Below are 5,130 nucleotides of genomic sequence, written 5' to 3'. Positions count from 1 at the left end.
TGCCTGCGCATATTGACCTGGTAGGCGCAGAAATAGAGATGATCAACCTGAATAACAGGGAATATAAAATGAAGGCGGTGCTGGAGAAGGTAAAGGACCAGTATGATTTTATCATTGTAGACTGCTCCCCGTCTTTGGGTCTGATCACGATTAATGCCCTGACCGCTGCTGACTCAGTGATCATCCCGGTACAGTGCGAATATTTCGCTCTTGAGGGATTAGGTAAGCTGCTGAATACGATCAAGATTGTGCAAAGCCGCTTAAATACCGAACTGGAAATAGAAGGCATATTGCTGACCATGTATGATGTTCGTCTGCGCCTTTCCAACCAGGTAGTGGAAGAAGTAAAAACACATTTTCAGGACCTGGTATTTGATACAATTATTCAGCGCAATACACGTTTAAGTGAAGCACCTAGTTATGGTGTTTCGGTGATTATGCACGATGCAAATTGTAAGGGTGCTATTAATTACCTGAACCTGGCACGCGAGATCGTGAGCAAAAACGGGATGGTGAAAGAGGTGGCAGATTCAACAACGGCGATAATTTAAAAATATATTAATGACATCTTTTCAGCGAAAAACAGGTTTAGGTAAAGGATTAAGTGCGCTTTTGGATGATTCTGATGCTGTTAACCCGCCAAAGAACGGAGTTAATCCGGTAAGTGAGACCAGACATGAAACCCATAACAATAGTATAGGCCTGGTCAACATCAGTGATGTGGAAACGAATCCATATCAGCCACGCACTGAATTTGATCAGGTTGCTTTAAATGAGCTTGCTGAGTCCATCAAAGTACAGGGGCTTATACAACCCATTACCGTGCGCAAACACACCGGCGGTAAGTATCAGCTGATTTCAGGTGAACGGAGGTTAAGGGCCTCAAAACTTGCAGGTCTTACACAAATACCGGCCTATGTCCGGACTGCGGATGACCAGCAGATGCTGGAAATGGCGCTGATAGAGAACATTCAGCGGGAAAACCTGAATGCCATAGAGGTTGCCCTCAGTTTTCAGCGCATGCTTGATGAATGCAACCTTAAACAGGAGCAACTCGGCGAAAGGGTAGGCAAGAACCGTACTACCGTAACCAATTACCTGCGTCTGTTGAAATTACCACCTGCCATTCAGATCTCCATAAGAGACCAGAAGATATCCATGGGGCATGCCCGTGCGCTGATCAATGTAGATCAGGCAGACAAGCAGCTTTTTATTCATGATGAGATCATAGAAAAAGGCCTTTCTGTGCGTAAGGTGGAAGAATTGGTAAGGAACATCAACAGCATACAGCTAAAACCGAAACAGGGTAAGCAGTCTCCGGGTGTTTCTTTCGAATATCAAAAACTTCAGCGGGATCTGGCTTCTAAATTTGCCACCAAGGTCAAACTGAAAGTTGGCGAAAATGGTAAAGGTGCGATCGAAATCCCTTTTGTATCGGAAGATGACCTGAGCCGTATTTTAGAATTATTAGATTGGTAATGCGCAATTTTTTTCTGCTGTCGGTACTGGTGTTTTTTTCTGCCTTGTCCTTAAAGGCCCAGCAGCCGGTAAGCATTAAAAAAGACAGCACGGCCCAGACCATTCAGAAAACAGATACCCTAAAAAAACGACCTGCTTACATAAATCCGGGAAAAGTTGCGGGAAAGAAGGCTGCGTTCAGGTCTATGATATTGCCAGGTATGGGGCAATTAGGCAATGGGGTAACGGTTTACCGTCTTGCCAAGGTAGCCGGCATCTATACCGGTGCCACACTGCTCACACTTTCTTATATTGAAAACAACAACAATTACAAGATTGTGCTTAAAGAATTGGAATTCAGGGTTCTACATCCCGGAGAACGGAATCCGGAAGGTTTTCTTCAGGACCGTCAGCAGGATGGACTGATCCTGGCCAAAGACACTTTCCGGCGCAACCGGGAGGTGATCGTTTTCTCATTTGTGGGCCTTTACCTGCTCAATGTGGTCGAGGCTTATATTGACGCACGTCTTAAATACTTTGATGTAGGCGACATTGCTTTTAAGGTCAGCCCCGGCATAATCGACGCGAATACGATGTATGGCTTCAACCAGCCTGTGCCCGGTATAAAACTTACACTTAAATTTTGATACTTTTGATTCGCAAATAAATTGCTGGTGCACATTTATCTGCGAAGGGATATGGTATAATAACGGATAAAAAATAAAAAGATGAAGATAGCATTGCTTGGTTATGGAAAAATGGGGCAGATCATTGAGCGTTTTGCTTTAGAGAGGGGTCATGAGATCGTTTTGAAGATCACCATTGACAATCAGGAAGACCTAACCGAAAGTAATTTACGTAAGGCGGATGTGGCGATAGATTTTAGTGCCCCGGATGCGGCATTAGGAAATATTTATGCTTGTTTTGATGCCAATCTGCCGGTGGTGGTCGGCACTACAGGGTGGTATGGAGAGCTGCAGGAAGTTAAGAATGAATGCATAGTGAGTAACAATACCTTGCTGTACGGGTCTAACTTTAGCATTGGGGTTAATCTCTTCTTTCACATGAATAAATTACTGGCTAAACTGATGAATGATTATCCTGCTTATGAAGTACAGGTGGAGGAGATCCATCATACCCAGAAGCTGGATTCCCCGAGCGGGACGGCAATGACCATTGCAGAAGATATTATTGCCAATTTAGACAGGAAAAGTGAGTGGGTAAATGAACTTGAAGGAATCCCTTTTGATGACATATTGAAAAAAGAACAATTGCTGATCGAGTCGCACAGAATTGACAGTGTTCCCGGAACCCATACTGTAGTATACAGTTCAGAGGTAGATGAAATAGAGTTTAAGCATACCGCGCACAACCGCTCAGGCTTTGCACTGGGAGCGATCATCGCAGCAGAGTGGCTGGAAAAAAGACAAGGTTTTTATAACATTACCGATATATTTAATTTTAAATAACAACATCATATGAGTTGGAAATTCTGGCAAAAGAACAAAGCCGAAAACAACAAGCCAAAGAAGAAAAAAAGCAAAAGCAGGGAGTGGGTAGATGCAATTCTGTTTGCCGTGATTGCTGCAACTATTATCAGGGTATTTTTTATTGAGGCTTATACGATCCCTACTGGTTCTATGGAACGGTCGCTTTTGATCGGGGATTTCCTTTTTGTAAGCAAGGTAAACTATGGGCCCCGCATCCCGATGACCCCTGTGGCATTTCCATTTGCACACCATACCATGCCAATTACAGGCACCAAGGCTTATTGGGAGGGCATCCAGTGGGACTACCGCAGGTTACCCGGGCTGTCAGATATCAAGCGCAATGACGTTGTGGTATTCAATTATCCGCAGGGGGATACGGTAGCTCTGGAACAGCAGGAAGTAGATTATTATCAAATGGTAAGACATAGCGGCTGGAAAAGTGTCAATTCTCAATATACTATAGTGAGCCGCCCGGTAGATAAACGTGAAAACTATATCAAACGGTGTATTGCCATAGCCGGTGATACGGTAAGTATGAAAGCCGGAACCGTCTCTGTAAACGGCAAGCCTGAAAAATTGAAAAAAACAGGTAATTTTACTTATGAAGTCACATTTAAGACTGCTGACGTGAATTTTGGCATTTTTCAGGACATGGGATTCAGTATGAGGGATGCAGACCCGGACATTACACAGCTCAGCGCTTCATCCTATTTATTTACCGGTTCTGAAATCATGATGGACGAAGTCAGGAAACTTGATTTTGTACAGTCTGTAAAAGCCGTGACCAGACCCGAAGGCGAAAGGGAGATGGATGTTTTTCCATTTGATCCCAACAGAAACTGGAATGTCGATAATTTTGGCCCGATCATTATTCCTAAGAAAGGATGGACTGTCAAACTTGATAGCGCGACAATGCCGCTATATGAAAGAAGCATCAGGATCTATGAAGGAAATAAACTGGAAAAATCAGATAATGGCTGGCTCATCAACGGGAAGCCTGCTGACACTTATACCTTTAAAATGGACTATTACTGGATGATGGGAGACAACAGACATAATTCCCTTGATTCAAGGTATTGGGGTTTCGTCCCTGAAGACCATATCGTAGGTAAAGCACTGTTTATTTGGATGAGTTTTGATACCAATGGTTCATTTTTTAGTAAGATAAGATGGAACCGGCTGCTGAGAGGAATTCATTAAGACAAATCTGCTATCCCCAATTTAAGGGCCAACTCATTTAAATCATTTACAACGGCATCTATTAACGGGATGCCGTTTTTTATTCGCTCTTTCTCAAAATCATATTCAGGCTCACCGGGAATAATCACTTTATGCGCTGCGTCTACCGGTTTGGCCGATTTAAACCGCTCGATCCAGTTGTCCAGATGATCTTTAAACTCCTGCGCCGGACGGAACCCGTCGACACGCATGGCGCCAAAAAAATGCCCAATGCCTGCGCCCACGGGATTGGCAGATGGCTCAAGGAAAGCTACAAAAGGAGGTACCCATGGTCCATAGTTGGCGCCTGAAAGCACGGCAGATAAAATGTCTACAGTTGCGCTCAGACCATAGCCCTTATGACTGCCATGGTCTTTATCACTGCCCAGGGGCAATAAAGAACCGCCTTGTTTCAACTGGTGCGGATCTGTTGAGGGATTTCCAGATGCGTCCTGTGCCCAGCCCTCTGGGATAGATGAACCTGAACGCTGCGCAATCTCCAGCTTCCCGTTCGCTGCTGCCGCGGTCGCCATATCTACTATTACCGGAGGGTATTTTCCGGCAGGAAAAGCATAGCACATCGGGTTGGTGCCCAGCAAACGCTCGCTGGAGTAAGTTGGAGCGACAAGCGGACTTGCATTGGTCATGCTGATCCCGATCATATCCTGTTCCACAGCCATTAGGGCATGGTATCCGGCTATTCCAAAGTGATTGGAATTTTTAACGGATACCCAGCCGCTGCCATAGACCTTTGCTTTTTCAATGGCGATCTTCATGGCAAAAGGAGCGACCACAAGTCCCAGACCCGCGTCTCCGTCCACTGTGGCAGTAGTTGCTGTTTCATGCACTATCCTTACATTGGGTGTAGCATTAATGCGCTGCTTTTCCCAAAGACGAACATATCCGCTCAGACGCGCTACACCATGAGAGTCGATCCCCCTTAAGTCAGATCTCAGCAGTACAT

6 protein-coding genes are annotated in these 5,130 nt (G+C 44.9%); 5 read left to right on the top strand and 1 reads right to left on the bottom strand.

Annotated elements, in window-relative coordinates; all coding sequences use genetic code 11:
* The 5 genes from VK541_RS18200 to lepB all read left to right on the top strand — a co-directional run.
* Nucleotides 1–551, top strand: a 551-nt coding sequence (locus VK541_RS18200; RefSeq protein ID WP_324371802.1) for a ParA family protein, incomplete at its 5' end; no start/stop codon positions are given.
* Between the two features lie 10 nt (nucleotides 552–561).
* Nucleotides 562–1,479: a ParB/RepB/Spo0J family partition protein gene (locus tag VK541_RS18195; RefSeq protein WP_324371800.1), complete on the top strand. Its 918-nt coding sequence runs from the start codon at nucleotides 562–564 to the stop codon at nucleotides 1,477–1,479.
* On the top strand, nucleotides 1,479–2,105 hold the full coding sequence (locus VK541_RS18190; RefSeq protein WP_324371799.1) for a DUF5683 domain-containing protein: 627 nt from the start codon (nucleotides 1,479–1,481) through the stop codon (nucleotides 2,103–2,105). The genes VK541_RS18195 and VK541_RS18190 overlap by 1 nt, the downstream gene beginning before the upstream one ends.
* An 81-nt stretch (nucleotides 2,106–2,186) precedes the next feature.
* Nucleotides 2,187–2,927 carry a 4-hydroxy-tetrahydrodipicolinate reductase gene (gene dapB, locus VK541_RS18185; protein ID WP_324371798.1) on the top strand — a complete coding sequence of 247 codons (741 nt, stop codon included), beginning with the start codon at nucleotides 2,187–2,189 and terminating at the stop codon, nucleotides 2,925–2,927.
* Nucleotides 2,928–2,936: 9 nt separating this feature from the next.
* Nucleotides 2,937–4,148 carry a signal peptidase I gene (gene lepB, locus VK541_RS18180; RefSeq protein ID WP_324371797.1) on the top strand — a complete coding sequence of 404 codons (1,212 nt, stop codon included), beginning with the start codon at nucleotides 2,937–2,939 and terminating at the stop codon, nucleotides 4,146–4,148.
* Here lepB and VK541_RS18175 read toward each other — a convergent pair.
* A partial coding sequence (locus tag VK541_RS18175; protein ID WP_324371796.1) for an Ldh family oxidoreductase occupies nucleotides 4,145–5,130 on the bottom strand: 986 nt, incomplete at its 5' end. The two genes, lepB and VK541_RS18175, sit on opposite strands and share 4 nt — an antisense overlap.

Source organism: Pedobacter sp. (genome assembly GCF_035317785.1).
Taxonomy (GTDB): domain Bacteria; phylum Bacteroidota; class Bacteroidia; order Sphingobacteriales; family Sphingobacteriaceae; genus Pedobacter.
This window is presented reverse-complemented; position numbering and strand designations above follow the sequence as displayed.